At 60.9% G+C, this 17,536-nt stretch carries 13 protein-coding genes; 9 read left to right on the top strand and 4 right to left on the bottom strand.

Annotation, left to right across the window (positions count from 1 at the left end; genetic code table 11):
* The first annotated feature begins 124 nt into the window (after nucleotides 1-124).
* From glgX to DCO47_RS09395, 8 genes are all read left to right on the top strand, one after another.
* Nucleotides 125-2,284 (top strand): glycogen debranching protein GlgX, encoded by a 2,160-nt coding sequence (gene glgX, locus DCO47_RS09360; protein ID WP_042609869.1) that lies wholly within the window; start codon nucleotides 125-127, stop codon nucleotides 2,282-2,284.
* A gap of 1 nt (nucleotide 2,285) precedes the next feature.
* A complete protein-coding gene (locus tag DCO47_RS09365) occupies nucleotides 2,286-3,284 on the top strand; it encodes an acyl-CoA dehydrogenase family protein (RefSeq protein WP_042609868.1) in 999 nt (332 codons plus the stop codon).
* A complete protein-coding gene (locus DCO47_RS09370; RefSeq protein WP_116657971.1) occupies nucleotides 3,281-4,039 on the top strand; it encodes a PIG-L deacetylase family protein in 759 nt (252 codons plus the stop codon). Before DCO47_RS09365 ends, DCO47_RS09370 begins: the two co-directional genes overlap by 4 nt.
* On the top strand, nucleotides 4,036-4,635 hold the full coding sequence (locus DCO47_RS09375) for an SAM-dependent methyltransferase (protein WP_116657972.1): 600 nt from the start codon (nucleotides 4,036-4,038) through the stop codon (nucleotides 4,633-4,635). Before DCO47_RS09370 ends, DCO47_RS09375 begins: the two co-directional genes overlap by 4 nt.
* The gene (locus DCO47_RS09380) at nucleotides 4,632-5,291 is read left to right on the top strand and encodes a glycosyltransferase family 2 protein (protein ID WP_042609865.1); all 660 of its coding nucleotides are present in this window, start codon (nucleotides 4,632-4,634) and stop codon (nucleotides 5,289-5,291) included. Before DCO47_RS09375 ends, DCO47_RS09380 begins: the two co-directional genes overlap by 4 nt.
* A gap of 178 nt (nucleotides 5,292-5,469) precedes the next feature.
* On the top strand, nucleotides 5,470-6,228 hold the full coding sequence (locus DCO47_RS09385) for a PIG-L deacetylase family protein (protein WP_116657973.1): 759 nt from the start codon (nucleotides 5,470-5,472) through the stop codon (nucleotides 6,226-6,228).
* Between the two features lie 189 nt (nucleotides 6,229-6,417).
* Entirely contained in the window at nucleotides 6,418-7,200 is a 783-nt protein-coding gene (locus DCO47_RS09390; protein ID WP_016774637.1) for an endonuclease/exonuclease/phosphatase family protein, read from the top strand.
* Between the two features lie 379 nt (nucleotides 7,201-7,579).
* On the top strand, nucleotides 7,580-8,632 hold the full coding sequence (locus tag DCO47_RS09395) for an autotransporter outer membrane beta-barrel domain-containing protein (protein WP_116657974.1): 1,053 nt from the start codon (nucleotides 7,580-7,582) through the stop codon (nucleotides 8,630-8,632).
* 116 nt (nucleotides 8,633-8,748) lie between these two features.
* On the opposite strand, the gene glgB is transcribed toward DCO47_RS09395, so the two are convergent.
* From glgB to DCO47_RS09410, 3 genes are all read right to left on the bottom strand, one after another.
* Nucleotides 8,749-10,980 (bottom strand): 1,4-alpha-glucan branching protein GlgB, encoded by a 2,232-nt coding sequence (gene glgB / locus DCO47_RS09400; RefSeq protein ID WP_116657975.1) that lies wholly within the window; start codon nucleotides 10,978-10,980, stop codon nucleotides 8,749-8,751.
* A 2-nt stretch (nucleotides 10,981-10,982) separates the two neighbouring features.
* Complete coding sequence (gene treS / locus DCO47_RS09405) at nucleotides 10,983-14,324, bottom strand: maltose alpha-D-glucosyltransferase (RefSeq protein ID WP_064362182.1); 3,342 nt, start codon at nucleotides 14,322-14,324, stop codon at nucleotides 10,983-10,985.
* Nucleotides 14,325-14,502: 178 nt separating this feature from the next.
* Entirely contained in the window at nucleotides 14,503-16,500 is a 1,998-nt protein-coding gene (locus tag DCO47_RS09410) for an alpha-1,4-glucan--maltose-1-phosphate maltosyltransferase (RefSeq protein ID WP_064362180.1), read from the bottom strand.
* 217 nt (nucleotides 16,501-16,717) lie between these two features.
* Here DCO47_RS09410 and DCO47_RS27015 point away from each other — a divergent pair, with 217 nt between their 5' ends.
* Nucleotides 16,718-16,876 (top strand): hypothetical protein, encoded by a 159-nt coding sequence (locus DCO47_RS27015; RefSeq protein WP_165839195.1) that lies wholly within the window; start codon nucleotides 16,718-16,720, stop codon nucleotides 16,874-16,876.
* A gap of 120 nt (nucleotides 16,877-16,996) precedes the next feature.
* Here DCO47_RS27015 and DCO47_RS09415 read toward each other — a convergent pair whose 3' ends face one another.
* Entirely contained in the window at nucleotides 16,997-17,509 is a 513-nt protein-coding gene (locus DCO47_RS09415) for an MgtC/SapB family protein (RefSeq protein ID WP_042609858.1), read from the bottom strand.
* Between the last annotated feature and the right edge of the window lie 27 nt (nucleotides 17,510-17,536).

The raw sequence follows: 17,536 nt of genomic DNA on the forward strand, positions 1-17,536 counted from the left end.
CCTGCTCGCGATTGCGGTATGTCTGTCGACATCCATGTTGAATCCGAAATAGCAATCGCGAGCAGGCTCACTCCTACAGGGGAACGTAGCCCACCAGAATTCCCGTTTTTTTGCAGGAGCAATCATGACCCGTCCAAAGAAAGCCGAACCCGTTGCGCACGCCGAGCCGTCGAGAATCCGTGAAGGCCTGCCCTTCCCGCTCGGTGCGACCTGGGATGGTCTGGGGGTGAACTTTGCTCTGTTTTCCGCCAACGCCACCAAGGTCGAGCTGTGCATTTTCGACGACGCCGGCGAAGTCGAACTCGAGCGCATCGAGCTGCCGGAATACACCGATGAGATCTACCACGGCTACCTGCCGGACGCGCATCCGGGGCTGATCTATGGCTACCGCGTCTACGGGCCGTATGACCCGGCCAACGGCCATCGCTTCAACCACAACAAGCTGCTGATCGACCCGTATGCCAAGCAGTTGGTGGGTGAGCTGAAATGGTCCGAAGCGCTGTTCGGCTACACCATCGGCCACCCCGACGCCGACCTTAGTTTCGACGAACGCGACAGCGCGCCATTCGTGCCCAAGTGCAAGGTCATCGACCCGGCGCACACCTGGGGCAACGACCACCGGGTCAGCGTGCCGTGGGACAAGACCATCATTTATGAAACCCACGTGCGCGGCATCAGCATGCGTCACCCGTCGGTACCGGAAAACCTGCGCGGCACTTTCGGCGGCCTGATGGTCGACGACGTGCTTGAGCACATCCGCAAACTTGGCGTGTCCTCCGTCGAGCTGCTGCCGATCCATGCCTTCGTCAACGATCAGCACCTGCTGCAAAAAGGCATGACGAACTATTGGGGCTACAACAGCATCGCGTTCTTCGCTCCGGACCCACGCTATCTGGCCAGTGGCAAGATCGCCGAATTCAAGGAGATGGTCGCGCATCTGCACGATGCCAACCTCGAGGTCATTCTCGACGTGGTGTACAACCACACGGCCGAAGGCAACGAGCAAGGCCCGACCCTGTCGATGCGCGGTATCGACAACGCCTCGTACTACCGCTTGATGCCGGATGACAAGCGCTACTACATCAACGACTCCGGCACCGGTAACACCCTGGACTTGAGTCACCCGTGCGTACTGCAAATGGTCACCGACTCCCTGCGCTATTGGGCCAGTGAGATGCACGTCGACGGTTTCCGCTTCGACCTGGCGACCATTCTTGGCCGTTACCACGATGGCTTCGACGAACGCCACAGCTTCCTAGTTGCCTGCCGTCAGGACCCGGTGTTGCGTCAGGTGAAGATGATCGCCGAGCCGTGGGACTGCGGCCCCGGCGGCTATCAGGTGGGTAACTTCCCGCCGGGCTGGGTCGAGTGGAACGACAAGTTCCGTGACACCGTGCGCGCCTTCTGGAAAGGTGATGACGCCCAGCTCGCCGACTTTGCCAGCCGCATGACCGCTTCCGGCGAGATGTTCAACCAGCGCGGGCGCCGGCCGTATTCGTCGGTGAACTTCATCACTGCCCACGACGGTTTCACCCTCAACGATCTGGTCTCGTACAACGACAAGCACAACGAAGCCAACGACGAGAACAATCAGGACGGCAGCAACAACAACCTGTCGTGGAACCACGGCGTCGAAGGCCCGACCGACGACCCGGAAATCAATGCGCTGCGCCACCGGCAGATGCGCAACTTCTTCGCCACCCTGCTGCTCGCTCAGGGCACGCCGATGATCGTTGCCGGTGACGAGTTCGCGCGTACCCAGGACGGCAACAACAACGCCTATTGCCAGGACAGCGAGATCGGCTGGGTCAACTGGGATCTGAGCGAGGACGGCAAGGCCCTGCTCAAGTTCGTCAAGCGCCTGATCAAGCTGCGCCTGACTTATCCGATCCTGCGTCGCGGCCGCTTCCTGGTCGGCGAATACAACGAAGACATCGGCGTCAAGGACGTCACCTGGCTGGCACCGGACGCCACCGAGATGACCACCGAGCACTGGCACGACGCGCACAATCGCTGCCTCGGCATGCTCCTCGATGGCCGCGCGCAGGAAACCGGGATTCGTCGCAAGGGCGCTGATGCGACCCTGTTGCTGGTGGTCAACGCGCATCACGACATCGTCAACTTCACACTGCCGGAAGTGCCGGACGGCGGCTTCTGGACCTGCATGATCGACACCAATCAACCGTCGATTCGCGGCCAGGAACGCTTCGACTTCGGCCATGAATATTCGGTGACCGGGCGTTCGTTGCTGTTGTTCGAACTGCAACGTGACGAAGAAGATTGATATGGACTTTCAACATTATCTGGCCCGCCGTCCGCCAGATTACGCCGACACCAACGCCCTCGGCCGTTGCCTGAGGGCAATGGTCGAGGCCGGCCTCGACCGCTTGCCGTTACCCGGCAGCGGTCACACGCTGGAGCGTTTTCAGCGTCTGTCGGAAGTGGGCGGACACGATCTGGGGCTGTGCAAACTTTACGAGGGTCACACCGACGCGCTGGCGATCATCGAGCAATTGGGCGGTACGCCAACGCCGGGCAGCACGTGGGGAATGTGGGCTGCCGAACCGCCGCAAGCGCGGGTGAGAGTCACGCCGGCCGGGCATATGGTCACGCTGAACGGGCGCAAGGCCTGGTGTTCTGGTGCGGCGGTGCTTAGTCACGCCTTGCTCACTGCGTGGGACGCTGATGATCAACAGCAACTGGTTGCAGTCGCGCTCGATCAACCGGGCGTGACTATCACCGATCAAGGCTGGCAAGCCGTGGGCATGGCAGCCACCGGCAGCGTCGAAGTGCTGTTCGACAACGCCGAAGCGCAGGCCATCGGCAATCCCGGTGATTACCTGCAACGGCCGGGTTTCTGGCAAGGCGGCATCGGCATCGCCGCGTGCTGGTATGGCGCATCGCGACGGATTGCCGAAGCGCTGCGTCAGCATTGCGCCCAACGCGACGAACCCCATGCCCTCGCCCACCTCGGCGCCACTGACACAGCACTGCAAGCGGCTGCCGATGTGTTGCGCTTCAGCGCGCTGCAAATCGATGCGCAACCCGAGGCCGACGCTGAATTGCTTGCTCGTCGCGCCCGCGCGGTGGTCGAACAGTCTGCCGAACAGGTCATGCGCGAAGTCGGTCGGGCGCTGGGTGCCGGGCCGTTTTGTCAGGATCGGCATTTTGCGCGATTGAGTGCGGACTTGCCGGTGTTCCTGCGCCAGAGTCACGCCGAACGCGACCTTGCTGCGCTGGGCCAGCAGATTGCCGGTCAATCCCGCGAGGTCTGGGCGTTATGAAGGACAACCCGATCGTCGGCCAGGGCACTTCGCTGCAGCAATGGCAGGGTTCGCGGCGCCTGGCCGAGTTGCCCGCCATCGACATCCTTGACCTCGTACCGCTGGGATCGCGGGCGGTGATCGTCGCACCGCATCCGGATGACGAAGTGCTCGGTTGCGGCGGCATCATGCAGTTGCTGGCGGCAGCCGGACGTCCGTTGCAGTTGATCTCGGTCACCGATGGCAGCGCCAGTCACCCCGGCTCGCAACGCTGGCCGGTCGAGCGTTTGAGCGTGGTGCGTCCGCAGGAATCGGCCGAAGCCCTGCGTCGCCTCGGTTTGCCGATGCACAGTCTGAAATGGCTGCGCGGCGGTTTTACCGACACCCAAGTGGCGGCTCAGGAAACCGGGTTGAGCGACTTCATCGCCAGTTATCTGCATGCCAGTGACGTGGTCTTCACCACCTGGCGCGAGGATGGCCATAGCGATCACGAGGCCGTCGGTCGCGCCAGTGTCGAAGCGGCGCGCCGCGTCGGGGCTGCCTGTCATGAACTGCCGGTCTGGACGTGGCACTGGGCGACCCCGGAGGACGCCTCGGTGCCTTGGGATCGGGCGTGCAAGATTCTGCTGTCACCGACGCACATCGCCCGTAAACGCCACGCAGCGCATGCATTCGCCAGCCAGTTGGAAGGTGATCGCGACGTCGGGCTAGGGCCAGTGCTCGCGCCTTATGTGCTCGATCGTTTGTTGCAACCTTTTGAAGTGGTGTTCCTGTGAGCGTCGATGACCGCTATTTCGATGGACTGTTCGCCGGCAATGACGACCCTTGGGCATTCCGCCAGCGCTGGTACGAGCAGCGCAAACGCGCGATCACCCTCGCCGCCCTGCCCCGTCCGCGCTACCGGGCGGTGTTCGAACCCGGTTGCGCCAATGGCGAACTGAGTGCGGAACTGGCACCACGTTGCGACCGCCTGCTGTGCTGCGACACTGCAAGCGCGGCAGTGAAGCTCGCGCGTACTCGCTTGAGTGTCTTCGAGCATGCCGAAGTCCGCCCGGGCCGTCTTCCGGGTGACTGGCCGGAGGAAAAATTCGACCTGATTGTATTTAGCGAAATCGGGTACTACCTCGATGAGAACGATCTGACAGAAGTGATCCGCCGCATCAGTGAATCGCTGACGGCCGACGGCCAATTGCTGGCCTGCCACTGGCGCCCGCCGATTGATGGCTGCCCGCTGAATGCGCGTCAGGTACACGATCAGATCCACGATCAATTGGCATTGCCGCGTCTGGTACTGCATCAGGAAGCGGATTTCATTCTCGAACTGTGGAGCCGCGAGCCACGCTCGGTGGCGGCCCTGGAGGGCTTGCGTTGATCGGTATTGTGATTCCCGCGCACAACGAAGAGGCGCTGCTCGATGAATGTCTGCGCGCCGCCCTGCGGGCTGGCGAACATGCGCAACTGGCCGGCGAGCCGGTGGAAATCCTCGTGGTGCTCGACAGTTGCAGCGATGGTTCGGCGCAGATCGTCAGTGCTTATCCGGTGCTGAGTCTGCAGATCGAAGCACGCAACGTTGGCGAAGCCCGCGCCGCCGGTGCGCGCCTGCTGCTTGAACGCGGTGCACGCTGGATCGCCTGCACCGACGCCGACAGCCGCGTCGCCGATGACTGGCTGGCGGCACAACTGGGCCTGGAGGCTGACGCGGTGTGCGGCACGGTCACGGTCGAGCATTGGCATGAGTCGTTCGATGAAGCGGCGCAGATTCGCTACCACCGCCACTATCAGGCTCGCGATGGCCATCGACATATTCATGGGGCCAACCTCGGCGTCAGTGCCGAGGCCTATCGTCTGGTGGGTGGCTTCAAACCGCTGACCTGTGACGAGGACGTGCAACTGGTGCGCGCGCTGGAGCGCAGCGGTGCCAACATCGCCTGGAGTCACCGCCCACAGGTGCACACCAGCGCCCGTCTCGACAGTCGGGCCAAGGGCGGATTCGGTGACTTTCTGCGCAATCTGGCACAGCTGGAATAAAAAAATACGGTTCAGATTGATCTGTGACGCGACGAATCTGCTGTCTTGAGCAATACTCTGCCTCGCAGTAATCCAAGGGTTGGAGCACTGCACCGTTGCTATTCTTTTGCCTTCACGGGCCGCGACCAGCATTGGCTGCTCACGACTGAGGGCGAGACACTACAAGGACGTCGCACTCATGAAACCGTCATTGCTCAACGAACACGGGCTGCCAGCACAGATCTGGAACAGCGCCCCGCAACTCGACAATATTCCCGTCATCAACACCCACAGTCTGGTACACGCCGGTGCCCGCGCCGTGGTCATCGCCCCGCATCCGGGTGATGAAGTCGTCACCTGCGGCGGTTTGCTGCAGTTACTCTCCAGTCTTGGCCACCCGCTGCAATTGCTCTCCATCACCGACGGCAGCGCCAGCCATCCCGGCTCGCGGCAATGGTCGGAACAACGCCTGAGCGTCTTCCGCCCGCAGGAAAGCGTCGAAGCCCTGCGCCGCCTCGGTTTGCCGATGCACAGCCTGAAGTGGGTGCGCGGCGGATTTACCGACAACGCGCTGAGTGATCAGCAAAGCCAGCTGACTGAATTCATCGGCCGTTACCTGCGGCCGGGCGACGTGGTGTTCAGCACCTGGCGCGAGGATGGTCCGGCGGATCATGAGGTGGTTGGCCGAGCCAGTTTCGACGCGGCACTCAAAGCCGGGGCGACCTATCACGACGTGCCGGTGTGGGCCTGGCACTGGCCGGAGCGCGAGCAACGCATGATCCCGTGGGAGCGTGCGCGCAAGCTGCGCCTCGACACCTGGACCGTGGCGCGCAAGAGCCACGCCACCCACGCCTATGCCAGCCAGCTCAAGGGCGAACCGGCCATCGGCATTGCGCCGCTGCTGCCGCCGGTGCTGCTGGAGCGGATGCGCTTGCCGTATGAAATCGTCTTTGTCTAGACACCACATCCCCCCTGTAGGAGTGAGCCTGCTCGCGATAGCAATCTGTCAGTTGAAGCAGGGTTGACTGACACTGCGCCATCGCGAGCAGGCTCACTCCTACATTGCCTGGCGTCGCTCAGAAAACGGAACTGCCACCCCCTCCAACCAGTCGCATGAACAGGCATGGCCCAATTCAGAGGAGTGAACGTGTCCAGCGATCCCAAGCGTCAAGCGGTCGACGCGCCAGTCATTCATCGCCTGCGGGTACTCACGGTCAACACCCACAAAGGCTTCACCGCATTGAATAGGCGGTTCGTCCTCCCGGAGCTGCGCGAAGCGATGCGCAGCACCTCGGCGGACCTGGTGTTTCTGCAGGAAGTGGTGGGTGAACACGAACGTCATTCGAGTCGCTACAACGACTGGCCGCAGACCTCGCAATACGAATTCCTCGCCGACAGCATGTGGAGCGATTTTGCCTACGGGCGCAACGCCGTTTATCCCGATGGTCATCACGGCAATGCACTGCTGTCGAAATACCCGATCCGCGAATACCGCAATCTCGATGTCTCGATCACCGGCCCGGAACGTCGCGGGTTGTTGCACTGCATCCTCGATGTGCCCGGGCATGCCGAGGTGCATGCGATCTGTGTGCATTTGAGCTTGCTGGAAAGCCATCGGCAGTTGCAGTTGCAGCTGCTTTGCCAGTTGCTCGAATCACTGCCGGACGACGCGCCGGTGATCATTGCCGGCGATTTCAATGACTGGCAGTTGCAGGGCAACGCTGCCCTCGCCCGTCGCGACTATTTGCACGAAGCCTTCGAGCGTCATCATGGGCGTCCGGCGAAAACCTATCCCGCACGTTTTCCACTACTGCGCCTGGACCGGATTTATCTGCGCAATGCCAGCAGCCATGATCCAAGGATTCTCGGCAACAAACCATGGACGCATCTCTCGGATCACCTTCCTCTGGCGGTTGAAGTGCATCTTTAGGTGCGTTTTTGACAGCAGGAAACTGACAGTTCCTTCCGGCTATCCCCGGTCGGGATGACCTTTCGTCGGCGGCAGAAAACCGTCAGCCGACCACTTCGCAAGCGTTTTTCCATGCAAACAATCACTTAGTTATGTGCAGAAAAACAAACGCTTGCGAAGGCTGATTTATGCACGCCATTCATCGTGCATTTTCTTGACGCGCAGGCGTCACTCTTCTTATCTCTACCTTACTACCCCCGGAATCACTACTGGGGCTGACCTTCCGGCACTCGCGAAATCGAGCAGCCGCGGTTCGCCCCGCTCTATTCGGTCGCCCCTCGTTCGGGGTAGGAGAGACGCCAGACTCGAGATGACGCATGCGCTTGCAAGGTAGACCCCCATGAAAACTTCACTGACCCCACACGAATTGAAAATCACCTTTTGCACAGTGTCAGGTTCGCTGTTGCTGTGCTCATCCATGGAGGCGCATGCGGGATCTGCGGCGGATGAAACCACGTGGTATCGCGCCGATATGCCTGTTATGACGTTGCCGGTAACCGTAATAACGCCCGGACCACTGCCGTTGCGTCAGCAAAGTTCACGTCTGATCACCGAAGATCTGGCGCCCTCCGCGTGGGATGAGCTGTACGGCAGAAGCGCTCGACGCGCGCAGACCGATGCGCTGGCCTCTGGCTACGCGATCCCCGGCGGCGAGTTCAAAGGCCCGGCGGTGGTCACCTTGAAAAGCGCCAATGGCGCGACCCAGACCTTGGGCCTGATCGGTGGCGACAATCAGATTGAACTGAGTGCCGGTGGTGCATTGAACCGCCGCGCCCTCGCGGACCGCAGCACTGACAACCTGAACCTGCAAGGTCAGAGCCTGGGTGCTTATTACAGTCTTGTGGGCGCGCAGGGTTGGCACGTCGACCTGTCGGCCAGCGGCGGTCGGGTCAGCGGTTTCAGTCGTACCGCGCAAGGAAATCGCCAGGCCGCCGAAGGCAGTGCGATGACGTTTTCGGTCGAGGGTGGCTATCCGATTGGTTTGAGTGAGAACTGGGTGGTAGAACCGCAGGCGCAATTGATCAACCAACGCATCAGCCTCGATGCTCCGTATGCAGGCGCGGGCAATGCCTCTTCGACCGACCTGACCGCGTGGAGTGGCCGCGTCGGTGCGCGATTGAAAGGCAGTTATGACTTGAATGGCTTACCGGTGGAGCCGTATGTGCGCACCAACCTTTGGCACACTGTGTACACCGGTAGCACGGTGACGCTGGACCAGGTCGACAAGATCAGCAGCAGCCGCAAGTCTTCAACAGTGGAATTGGGCTTGGGACTGGTGGCGCGGGTCACACCGGCAGTAAGCCTGTACATGAGCGCCGATTACAGCAGCGATGTGGATGACAATGACCTGAACGGCATCATCGGCAGCCTTGGGGTGCGGATGCGCTGGTGATCTGCTGAACGCTGAAAAACCTTGTGGGAGCGAGCCTGCTCGCGAAAGCGGTGCCACCTTCAACATCATCGTTGACTGACATGGCGCCTTCGCGAGCAGGCTCGCTCCCACAGTTGCTAACCCTGCGGCTTGAGGATCAACACTGCCAACGGTGGCAGATTCAGTTCCAGCGACAGCGACTGACCATGGCTAGGCACTTCTTCGGTCAACGCTCCGCCGCCATTGCCATAGTTGGAACCGGCATAAATATCGGCGTCACTGTTGAACAACTCGGTCCAGCGCCCGGCAAACGGTACCCCGACCCGATACGACTGGCGCGGTACCGGTGTGAAGTTGGCAACCACCAGAACTGGCGAACCGTCCTTGCTCCAGCGCAGCCAGGCGTAGACGCTGTTGATCGCATCATCACCAATCAACCACTGGAAGCCCTGCGGCGCGTCGTCCTGATCGTGCAACGCCGGCTCTTCGCGATACAGCCGATTGAGATCGCCGACCAGTTTCTGCACACCTTTGTGCTCGGAGTACTGCAGCAGGTACCAGTCCAGCTGCTGATCGTGGTTCCACTCGCGCCATTGGCCAAACTCACAGCCCATGAACAACAACTTCTTGCCCGGATGAGTCCACATGAAGCTCAGATAGGCGCGCAGGTTGGCAAATTTCTGCCAGCGATCACCGGGCATCTTGTCGATCAGCGAGTGCTTGCCGTGCACCACTTCGTCGTGGGAGATCGGCAGGATGAAGCGTTCGGACCAGGCGTAGACCAGACCAAAGCTCAACTCGTTGTGGTGATGGGCGCGATACACCGGATCCTGCTGGATGTAGTGCAGCGAATCGTGCATCCAGCCCATGTTCCATTTGTAGGAGAAGCCCAATCCGCCCTGCTGGGTGCTCTGGCTGACGCCCGGCCATGCAGTGGATTCTTCGGCAATCACCAGCGCACCCGGCGCTTCCAGTTCCACTACGTCGTTCAAATGGCGCAGGAAGTCGATCGCCTCCAGGTTCTCCCGACCGCCGTGGCGATTCGGCACCCATTCGCCAGCCTTGCGCGAATAGTCGCGATACAGCATCGACGCCACCGCATCGACACGCAGGCCATCGATATGGAAGTGCTTCAGCCAGTGCAGCGCCGAGGCGAGCATGTAGCCGTGCACTTCAGTGCGACCGAGGTTGTAGATCAGCGTGTCCCAATCCTGGTGGAAGCCTTCCAGCGGGTTGCCGTATTCGTACAGCGCGGTGCCGTCGAACTGTGCCAGACCGTGGGTATCAGTCGGGAAATGCGCCGGCACCCAGTCGAGAATCACACCGATGTCGGCCTGGTGACAGGCATTGACGAAAGCGGCGAACTGATCCGGCGTGCCGTAGCGCGCGCTCGGGGCAAATTGCGAGAGCAACTGATAACCCCAGGAACCGCCGAACGGGTGCTCCATGATCGGCATCAATTCGATGTGAGTGAAGCCCAGCTCTTTGACGTAAGGAATCAGCCGCTCAGCCAGCTCCGGCCAAGTGTACTGACGCGCCACTTCACCCAGATCATCCAGTTCGCACTGCCAAGAACCGGCGTGCAACTCGTAGATCGACAGAGGCCTGGAGCGCTGCTGGCGATCCTGGCGGGCATTCATCCAGTCGTGATCCTGCCAGTCGATCTGCAGCGGCGCGGCGACTTTTGACGCGGTGTCCGGCGGCAGGCTGGTGGCCAGGGCCATCGGGTCGGCCTTGAGCGGCAGAATGCCGTGGGCACCGAGTATTTCGTACTTGTACAACTCCCCCGCTTGGAGGCGCGGGAGGAACAACTCCCAGACGCCGGAAGGATGGCGCAAGCGCATCGGGTGACGGCGCCCGTCCCAGACGTTGAAATCACCGACCACCGACACCCGGCGGGCATTCGGCGCCCACACGGCAAAACGCACACCGTCAACACCATCAATGGTTTTCAGTTGCGCACCGAGGCAGGCGCTGAGGTCGCGGTGATTGCCTTCGGCGAACAGATACAAATCCATCTCGCCGAGCAACTGGCCAAAGCTGTACGGATCTTCGGCAACCTGCTCGCCACCGGCCCAGCGCGTGCGCAACAGGTACCGGCGCGCCTTATCGAAATGGCCGACAAACAGCCCCGGCGTTTCGGTCATCTGCAGCGGACCGATTTCCTCCCCGCTGTCCTTGTCCAGCACCGCGACACTCAGCGCGCCCGGCAGATAAGCCCGGATGAACTGCCCGCCGGCGCCATCGCCATGCGGGCCGAGGATCGAAAACGGGTCCTGATGTTCAGCGCGTACCAAGGCATCGATGTCGCGTGCCGAGGGCAACAATGCTTCCTTTACCACACCCTGTTCCTTGTTCGAGAAACTCATGACTACTCTCCACCAAGATCGGAAAAGGGTTTAAGCCCAGTCAATAATCCATACAAGCCGTGCAACGGCACGGGCAGCCACGTTGGGCGGTTTTCCGCTTCGTAGGCCACTTCATAAGCGGCTTTTTCCAGGCCGAACAACGCCAGCGCGGCGTCGGCGCCTTGAGGATCCTGCCAGGCATGCTCAAGACTAGCTGCCGCCTCGCGATATGCCTGCACAAATGCCTCGCGTGCCTCGCGCAGATAACGCTCAGCGACGCGTTTGCGCGCTGTTTCAGCTTCAGTGCTGTTATCAACGTTGTGCACGTTGATGGTCATCGCCGCTGCGTAATCGAACGAACGCAAAACACCGCTGACGTCTTTGTACGGGCTGTGCTTGCCGCGACGCTCGCTCAACGGCCGCGCCGGTTCGCCCTCGAAGTCGATCAGGTAGGCATCGCCCTTGATCACCAGTACCTGACCCAAATGCAAGTCGCCGTGCACCCGGATGCGCAAACCACCGGTGGCTTTCTTCGCCAGGTCCTGCACATGGGCAAGAATGGTTTTCTTCTCATCGAGCAGACGCTTGACCAGTTTCTGATCCGCGGCGTTCAACTCGCCTTGATGCTGCTTGAGCAATTTCAAGGCATGTTCAACCTGCGCGGTGACGTCCTTGCTTGTCGCGGCCATGTCCTTGCTCGACGACACCTGCGGAGCAAAGTCGGCGTTGTCGGTTGGTGCAGCAAGCACCTGATGCATCTCGCCCAGACGCTGGCCGAGCATGCCGGCGAAGTCCTTGAGCTCGCCCAGGGCGTTGTAATGCTGCTCCTGCTCGGACATGGCGTCGGCCAGTTCGTCGCGCAGCGCCCGCTCGAGGTTGTTTTGCGTCCATTCCCACGCGTCGCCCTGATTGCTCAGATAGCCCTGGGCGATCATCAGCAGGTTATCTTCGCCCTGTGCGTCACGGCGAATCACCGAACCGAGCAGTGGAGAGATATTGGCAAACCCGGCCTCGGTCAGGTAAGCGCTCATCTCCAGTTCCGGGTGTACGCCAGAAGCGACTTTGCGTATCAGCTTAAGCACCAGACTGTTGCCGATCACCACCGAACTGTTCGATTGCTCGGCGGACAGGTAGCGCACATCCGACTCAGCGCCAAGGCCAAGTTTTTCCAGATGCGGGGTCTGTTCAAAGCGGATTTCGCCTTCGATCGACTCCAATACCGTGTTGTTCTGCATGCCTTGCAGCACCGCGCGGACAAAGGTTTCCAGACTGAATGCATCAGTGATCAAGCCAACCTGACGCACACGGCGTACACGCGACAGCGCCAATTGCTGCGGCAACGGCGGGCCGACGTGGTCTTCGGCAATGAAGCCGAACGGCAGTTGATAACGATTGGTCTGGCCGCCACTGGTGACCTCGATTTCGCTGAGCAGCACCGGATGCTGGGCGTCGCCGAAGCGCACACCGTAAGCCAGATTGACCTTTTCGATGGCCGCGTCCTTGCCGGCGAACCAGCGACGGTTCTGCAGCCAGCTCGGCAGGATGCTTTGCTCCAGCGTCGTACGCGACGGCGCTTCGAGCAGTTCTTCCATGCGTTTTTTCAGCACCAGCGTAGTGAAGTCCGGCAGGCTCTGCGCCGGCTCGACGTGCCAGCTCGGCATCTGGTTTTCCGCTGCCAGGGCGAACCAATAGAAGCCGTACGGCGCCAGGGTCAGGAGGAAATTCAACTGGCCGATCGGCGGGAACGCGTTACCGCCAAGCATTTCCACCGGCACCATGCCGACGTAAGCCGACAGATCCAGTTCGACCGCTTGCGCACTGCGCGAGACGTTGGCCACGCACAGAATGATCTCGTGCTTGCCGTCGGCGTCGGTGTATTCGCGGGTATAAGCCAGCACGCGACGGTTGCTCGGCGAGAGCATTTTCAACGTGCCACGGCCGAACGCCTTCGACTGCTTGCGCACCGCCAGCAGGCGCCGCGTCCAGTTCAACAGCGAGTGAGGATCGCCGGACTGGGTTTCGACGTTGACCGACTGATAGCCATACTGCGGATCCATGATCGGCGGCAGCACCAGACTCGCCGGATCAGCGCGGGAGAAACCGCCGTTGCGGTCGATCGACCATTGCATCGGCGTCCGCACACCGTCGCGGTCGCCGAGGTAGATGTTGTCGCCCATCCCGATTTCGTCGCCGTAATACAGGGTCGGCGTGCCGGGCATCGACAGCAGCAGGCTGTTGAGCAGCTCAATACGGCGGCGGTCGCGCTCCATCAACGGCGCGAGACGACGGCGAATGCCGAGGTTGATCCGCGCGCGACGGTCAGCCGCGTAGTAATTCCACAGATAATCGCGCTCGCGATCGGTGACCATTTCCAGGGTCAGCTCATCGTGGTTGCGCAGGAAAATCGCCCATTGGCAGTTCGCTGGGATTTCCGGGGTCTGGCGGAGGATGTCGGTGATCGGGAAACGGTCTTCCTGGGCCAGTGCCATGTACATGCGCGGCATCAGCGGGAAGTGGAACGCCATGTGGCATTCGTCGCCATTCAACCCAGCAGCATCGGTGTCACCGAAATACAGCTGAGTGTCTTCCGGCCATTGGTTGGCCTCGGCCAGCAGCATGCGATCGGGATAGTTGGCGTCGATCTCGGCACGGATCTGCTTGAGGACGTCGTGGGTCTCGGGCAGGTTTTCGTTGTTGGTGCCGTCGCGCTCGATCAGGTACGGAATCGCGTCGAGGCGCAGACCGTCGATGCCCATGTCCAGCCAGTAACGCATCACCGACAGCACGGCTTTCATTACTTGCGGGTTGTCGAAGTTCAGATCCGGCTGGTGGGAATAGAAACGGTGCCAAAAATATTGGCCGGCTACCGGATCCCAAGTCCAGTTGGACTTCTCAGTGTCGAGGAAAATGATCCGCGTGCCGTCGTATTTCTGGTCGTCATCGGACCAGACATAGAAGTCCCGTGCCGCTGAACCGGGCTTGGCTTTGCGTGCACGCTGGAACCACGGGTGCTGGTCGGAAGTGTGGTTGATGACCAGCTCGGTGATCACTCGCAGCCCGCGCTTGTGCGCTTCGGCGATGAAGCGCTTGGCGTCGGCCATCGTCCCGTAGTCGCTGTGCACCCCACGGTATTCGGCGATGTCATAACCGTCGTCGCGGCGTGGCGATGGATAGAACGGCAGCAACCAGATGGTGTTGACGCCGAGGTCGGCAATGTAATCGAGTTTGGCGATAAGCCCGGGAAAGTCGCCGATCCCGTCATTGTTGGAGTCGAAAAACGATTTGACGTGAACCTGATAGATCACCGCGTCCTTGTACCAGAGCGGGTCTTTGATGAAGGCGGCTGCCTTGGGTTTCTTCGCCATGTGGAACTCCTGTTGAATTCTGAAAGCCACAGCAGAAACCCTGTGGCGAGGGAGCTTGCTCCCGCTGGGTTGCGTAGCAACCCCCAATGCATTGATACGAACTTACGGCGCCTGCAGGCTTTGCGACTGCTGTGCAGTCGAGCGGGAGCGAGCTCCCTCGCCACAGGTGCGCCATTTACTACGTAGCGCTGATCCGCCAAATCCCGAACGGCTGATACGCCGGGTCGATGCGCATGAACTGGTACTTGCCGTGCCAGTCCCAGCGATGGCCGTTCATCAGGTCCTCGCCGTGGGTGGTGGCGTCGTCCGGCAGGCCCATTTCCCACAACGGCAGTTCGAAATTCGCTTCCTGCACGTTATGCGGGTCGAGGCTCACTGCGACCAGAATGAAGTTGCTGCCATCAGCGCTGCGCTTGCCGAAGTACAGAATGTTGTCGTTCCAGGCGTTATAGATTTTCAGGCCCAGATGCGTATGCAGCGCCGGGTTCTGCCGACGAATACGGTTGAGCTGGGCGATCTCGGCAATGATGTTGCCCGGGGCGGTGAAATCGCGGACGCGGATTTCATACTTCTCCGAATCCAGATATTCCTCTTTGCCCGGCACCGGCGCCGATTCGCACAGCTCAAAACCCGAATACATACCCCACAGCCCCGAGCCCATCGTTGCCAAGGCCGCACGGATGAGGAAACCGGGACGGCCTGACTCGTGCAGGAACGCCGGGTTGATGTCCGGGGTGTTGACGAAGAAATTCGGCCGGTAGCATTCGCGCCACGGCGACTGATTCAGCTCGGTGAAATACTCCGCCAGTTCGGCCTTAGTATTGCGCCAGGTGAAATAGGTGTAGCTCTGCGAGTAACCGACCTTGCCCAGACGCGCCATCATCGCCGGCGTGGTGAAGGCCTCGGCGAGGAAGATCACTTCCGGATACAGCGTGCGCACATCGGCAATCAGCCATTGCCAGAACGGCAGTGGTTTGGTGTGCGGGTTGTCGACGCGGAAGATTTTTACGCCCTCCTTGACCCAGCCGACGACAATGTCGCGCAACTCGACCCACAGGCTCGGAATCGCATCCGGCGCGTAGAAGTCGACGTTGACGATGTCCTGGTATTTCTTCGGCGGGTTTTCGGCGTATTTGATCGTGCCGTCCGGGCGCCAGTTGAACCACCCCGGATGTTCCTTGAGCCACGGGTGATCCTGGGAACACTGGATGGCGAAGTCGAGAGCGATTTCCAGCCCATGATCGGCAGCAGCAGCCACCAACCGGCGGAAATCTTCACGGGTGCCGAGCTGCGAGTGAATCGCCTCGTGACCGCCCTCCTCGCTGCCGATCGCGTACGGGCTGCCTGGATCGTCCGGCCCGGCGGTGAGGGAGTTGTTGCGGCCCTTGCGGTGGGCGCGGCCGATGGGGTGGATAGGCGTGAAATAAAGCACGTCGAAGCCCATGTCCTGAATCATCGGCAGGCGCGAGTGGACGTCGTTGAACGTGCCGTGTCGCTTGGGATCGTCGGTAATCGAGCGCGGAAACAGCTCGTACCAACTAGCGAACTCGGCGAGTTCGCGCTCGACGTCCATGGGAAACTCTGCGCTGATGCTCAGATAGGCGCGGTGGTCGGCCTGAGCCATCAAATCCGCACTGCGCGAGTGCAGAAACAGCGCGACCTGCTCGGTTTCGAGCAGACCGGACAATTCATGGTGCAGCGCCGCCAGCTGCTCGCTGAGCTGACCTTCGCTGCGCTCGGCGGCCTGTTGCACCATGGTCCGGCCTTCCTGCAGCTCCAGAGACACCGGCACCGCAGCGTTGTGCTTCTTCTCCAGTTCGTACTGGAAGCTGGCGAAATGGTCGATCCACGCTTCGATGCAATATAGATAGCGGCCCTGCTCCTCGGGACGGAACTGGCCTTGCCAGGTGTTGTTGCCCTGATCGGACATGACCTCGGTCTGCCAGGTTTCCTGGCCTTCCTCGCGCCAGCGGATGCGTACGGCGAGCTTGTCATGGCCGTCGGCAAACACCTTGCTGGTCACCACCACTTCGCGCCCGGCAATCGACTTGACGGCAAACTGGCCGCCGTCGAGGGTCGGCATGGTGTTTTCGATGACGATACGTGGGAGCAGTAATGCCTGCGACAGCGGCATGTGCGGGTTGTAACTCAGCTCTGAAGGTCTTTCAGCAGTCATTGAGCATCTCTCCTTAACGCCCCAAGGACGCTCTTGTGCCGGAACAGTATTCGCGACAAAGCGCCGGCCCTGTCATGAACTCACTTAGGTTCCGAGCAACCGGCGCGGGGAAAAGTTCAGATGAAATTAACAAGACAAAGCCGCGGATCGAATTTGCCGTGGCCGGGTCAACTCACTTAAGCACGTCCCACGCCATGTGCCATAAGGAGGTCACCAGATGAGCATCCCGATCCCGGCCCACACGCCCGATCCGAACATCGACAAACCCACCCTGCCCGAGACCGAGCCGCCACCGGTGCCCGAGCAAGAACCGCCCGGCACCACGCCACCGCCAAAGGAAGAACCGCCGAGCACCATGCCACCGGTGATCCTCTGACCCCTGCACGTCTCTCTGCCATCCCTGTAGGAGCTGCCGAAGGCTGCGATCTATTTTTGCCGCGCTGCAAATCAAAAGATCGCCGCCTTCGGCAGCTCCTACACGGGACCGAGCGATTGGCTAGAGGTGGTCGTTCTTGTCGACATCCTTTTCGAACACTCTCACTACGTGCGGCATCACATTGAAGATCGCCAGCGCCAGGATGGTGCTGAGCAATGCCGTCGCTTCCTTGCCCAGCCCCGCCGCCACGCCGATCGCCGCAGTCATCCATAAACCGGCAGCTGTGGTCAGGCCTTTGACATGAGCTTCATCGCCCTGCTGATTTTTCAGAATCGTGCCGGCGCCGAGGAAGCCGATCCCGGCAATCACACCCTGCAACACGCGACTCATCGCATCGGATTCCGCGCCCGAGGTCTGCGGCACCAGAACAAACAGCGCTGCCCCCAAGGCCACCAGCATGTGCGTGCGCACCCCGGCGGCCTTGCCTTTATGTTCACGCTCGAAACCGAGAATCCCACCGAGTAGAGCCGCCATCACCAGACGTACGGTGATCCGCGTCAATTGCGAGGCATCACCGATGTCGGCAAATTCGGCTTGCATCGTTGCCCACACTTCATCCCACCAGTCTTCCATCGTGCTTCCCTTGTTATTGGTTCGATA

Source organism: Pseudomonas sp. NDM (assembly GCF_003105095.1).
Taxonomy (GTDB): domain Bacteria; phylum Pseudomonadota; class Gammaproteobacteria; order Pseudomonadales; family Pseudomonadaceae; genus Aquipseudomonas; species Aquipseudomonas moraviensis_A.